The organism is Chitinophaga sp., from assembly GCF_036569125.1.
Taxonomy (GTDB): domain Bacteria; phylum Bacteroidota; class Bacteroidia; order Chitinophagales; family Chitinophagaceae; genus Chitinophaga.
In genome coordinates this window covers 1-3,686 of the sequence record NZ_DATCRF010000581.1, presented here as the reverse complement: position 1 = coordinate 3,686, position 3,686 = coordinate 1, and the positions used below count along the sequence as shown (strand labels likewise).

The 3,686-nt window shown below is 49.3% G+C and carries 3 protein-coding genes; all 3 read right to left on the bottom strand.

The features are described from left to right. Positions 1-1,833, bottom strand: a 1,833-nt coding sequence (locus VIM87_RS21795; RefSeq protein ID WP_331999052.1) for a methylaspartate mutase subunit E, incomplete at its 3' end; no start/stop codon positions are given. A 5-nt stretch (positions 1,834-1,838) separates the two neighbouring features. Beyond that, entirely contained in the window at positions 1,839-2,594 is a 756-nt protein-coding gene (locus tag VIM87_RS21790) for an aspartate/glutamate racemase family protein (RefSeq protein ID WP_331999051.1), read from the bottom strand. Further along, a partial coding sequence (locus tag VIM87_RS21785) for an asparagine synthase C-terminal domain-containing protein (RefSeq protein WP_331999050.1) occupies positions 2,584-3,686 on the bottom strand: 1,103 nt, incomplete at its 5' end. The genes VIM87_RS21785 and VIM87_RS21790, both read right to left, overlap by 11 nt.

The following is a 3,686-nucleotide window of genomic DNA, read 5'->3' as shown; positions in this document are numbered from 1 at the left end:
GCGGATCACTACTTTCTCCCGGTGAAAATCTTTTGTTTTTTCATCAAAAGGCAGGTTGCCAAAATCGTAGAAACGTACTGCGCCATCTATATCCCGCACGCCTACTACCTTTCCTTTGTTGTAAATGCTGGGCGACCATGGAATATCCAGTATGCCTGCTTCAATGGCTTTGATAGCGCCTTTGGCAATAGAACCGCTGGACAGCTGCATTACAGCGTCCATGATCTGTTTTACTTCAGAGCGGATCAGCTGCTTTTCGATCTTCAGCTTTTCCTTATCCACCATGCTGTGATGTGCAGTTAGGGCGCCCTGTTTACTCAGCTTCACTGCCTTTGCATTATCAAAACGATCGGGGATGCGAATGGCTTCCACAGCGGTTTTCACCATCACCTTGGTAGCGCCGGCCAGCGTGGCGGTAATGCTGGAATTAAAAATGAGGTCTTCCGCTTTTTTATAGTCAGATGGGAAGGCAGCCATGAACTGGTGGTACACGGTGGTTACCCGCACATCCATAAATCCGTACAAACGCAGGAAGGCATTCACCTGTTCTTCCATTATCTGTATAGCGGCAATGTCCTGTGCACGGTTGCCCTGCTCCGCATAACCTACAGTGATATTTTTTACACCCTGCTGTGCAGTAAGGATAGCCTGTATAACGTTCACGGAGATGGCTAAAGAAGGCTCTATGAGCGTAGCCGTGAGCGTACCAAAGTATTCGCGGTTAATGCTTACATCATGCACTTCTTCATAAAAGGCGCTCAGACGGTCAATGAATTGCCAGTTTCGTAAAGATTCTATGGGGTTGGTCAGCTTATCATAGGGCAGGCAGTAACAGATACAGCCGCCTTCTACCGCGGTAATACCGGCTGCCAGCGCAATCTCGTAGGTAAAACGGTGATCAGGCCCGCCGCCTCTCAGCTGGAAAGGCCGTTTCAGGGAAGTGATCAGGCGGCGTACCTCTTTTACGCCGTACACCGGGATGGGGAACCCGTTCAGCTGTGATTGTTTTCTTTCTATGCTCAGATCTTTTCCCAGTTCTGCCTTATCATACATGCGTGAGCGTGAGGCTGCATCCAGCTGCACAGAGCTTACATCGCTGCCTTCTGCTTCCAGGTGCTGCAGCAGGGTTATCTGCTGCTCAATATCCGCTACGCCGGTCCTGGGCTGGAACAGGGGTTTGTTACCGGCCTGCTTGTTGCTCCATAATATATTACCCAGCGTGTGCTGTTTATTTGCGTTCTGGTAAGTGTCTGTCATTACCTCCCGGCCGGTATGCCACTCTGCCAGCACCTCCTTACGGTGTGTGGTCAGCTCTTCACGGGTCCACTGGCGGTCCGTGATCTCATCTACCCGCAGCTTTTCCGCTACCAGCGAGCGGCGCCTGTTCTTGCGGTAGTTGCTTTCCCGTTTGGGGATCTCATGCCGGTGAATATCTTTCCGGATCTCTTCCAGCACCTGGGTAAAGGGTACCGGCTTCGGGTATACGTTGGTAAATCCCATGCCCAGGTATTTCTTCTTGATCTGGAAATCAGATTCGCTCACGGCCAGGCTGCCGCCCAGGTACCACAGCTTGGTGCTGTCGTCCGTAAGCTTGTACTGGCTCATAAGACGGGCAAAATCCTGCAGGTATAATTCCGCATGCCCGTTCTTGTTAGAGATCATAATGATGTCAAAGTCCGGTGCATGATCAAAAAATGAGGAAATAAGATTACGGATGCCCAGGCTCTTTACAAAAAATCCTGCATCCTTGAAACCCAGCTCCAGCAGCCCTATTCCCACGGAATGCGCATCATCCCCAATGCCGCCTATTAATATCCTGTGTTGGTATTCCATTGTTGTTAGTTTTTAATTTTGGAAATAGTACGGGCGCCGTAGTAGCAGTACTCAACTGTTTTGCGGGCCAGCAGTTCAAAAGCATCTATAAAAGGCACTACCATGCTGCCCTTCATTACCAGCGGCACCTCAGAGCAGGCGCCTATCACTACCTCCGCACCTTTTGATACCAGTATGGGTACCTGGCAGCAGAACATTTGCTTTACCTCGTCGGTAAGACAGCCTGATTTAATGCCACCGTCCATGTAAATCGGGCGCATAAAAAATTCCTCCTGCTCCGTTTCATTCAGGGTCACTACTTCATATCCCAGGGGTTCCAAACGTTGCTGGTAAATGCCGGAGCGCAGCAGGCCTGTTGAGCCAATGATGCCGATCTTCTTTTTGCCGGTATAAAGGGGGTTAGTGGTCAGCTCTTCCTGCACCAGGTTCACCGCGCTGAGGATCTTTCCCTGGAAATGCTGTTCCAGCTGCTCACAATAATAATGTGCCGTCATACAGGCCAGCACGGCCACTTCCACGGCACTGTTGTTAAAAATGCTGATAGAGCGTTCCAGCTCAGGTAAAGGGCTGGCCTCTTTATAAACAATGGCGCGGGTACGGTCGGGGATAGCGCTGTTGTTATGTACCAAAATGTCCAGGTACTCCTGGTCTTTTTGTGCGTAAGACAGCTCCGTGATGCGGTTGAACAGCCATACGCCGGCATGCGATCCCATACCACCTATAATGCCCAGCTTCTTTTTAGATACGTTATTAACTTGCATAAACTAATTTTTGAGCGTTTGAATGAGCGAAGGCAGGCATGTCAAATACATCCAGGAAAATGTTAAAGGTGAGCACCACAATTAACAGGTCGCTGTCAAAAGGCAGGTTCAGCTTAAAATCATCTTTGCGGTATATTTTCTTCAGCCTTTCGATGGTATCGGGATTAAAATAACCCTGCCTTTTAATGCGGTCGTAAGAAAGCATATCGTTGATCCATTCTATGTTATTCCTTAACAGGTGCGGACTGCCGGGTGCTACAAAGCCTTGTTTCTGGCGGGCATAGATCTCTTCGGGCAGGTATTTTTTTGCTACTTCCTTCAGAATATATTTCTCTACCAGGTTCTTTAATTTTATTTCCGGAGGGATGGTCTTTACAAAGTTGGCCAGGTTCACATCCAGGAAAGGATAACGGCCTTCAATGGAATTTGCATAGGCTACCCGGTCGCCATGATCTGCTACCAGGTGATCTGAGAGGCGCAGCTTCATATCCAGGTAAGAACGTTTATGAAAAGCGTGGCGGCCTTCCAGCTTACGTTTGTCAATACCCAGGTGCTCCAGGCAGTCAAATTCGCTGAAACCTTCATTCACCTCATCGGAGTACAAGGCCTGCACGGTTTCCCGGAAAGAGACATGCCTTTTCTCATAAAAGAAATTGGGATCACTCCACAGCTGCTCATTCATCTGGTCTTCCAGCAGGTCTTCCAGGTCTTTCTCCACCGGCATCTGGCTGCGCTGCACATCAAAGCGGTAACCTACGTAACCACCCAGGAACTCGTCAGAGCCTTCACCGGTAAGGATCACCTTTACGCCGCTGTTGCGCACATTTTCGGATAAGGCCAGGGAGCAGGTGTTATAAGATTCTTTCAAGGGGCATTCGGAATGATACACTGCCTGGCGCAAACGCTGCTCTATTTCCGGCCAGTCAAACGGTATCTCCGTATGACGTGAGTTTACATGTTTGGCTACTATCTGCTGGTATTTACGCTCATCGATCTCTTTGTGATCCAGCGTGGGAAAGCCAATGGAAAACGACTGGTAGCTGGTATCCGGGTGGATCTTTTTCATCATTGCGCCAATAAGTGATGAATCCA

Coding starts and splice junctions, on each gene's coding strand:
- VIM87_RS21790 (WP_331999051.1), bottom strand. CDS start 2,594: ATGCAAGTTAATAACGTATCTAAAAAGAAGCTGGGCATTATAGGTGGT.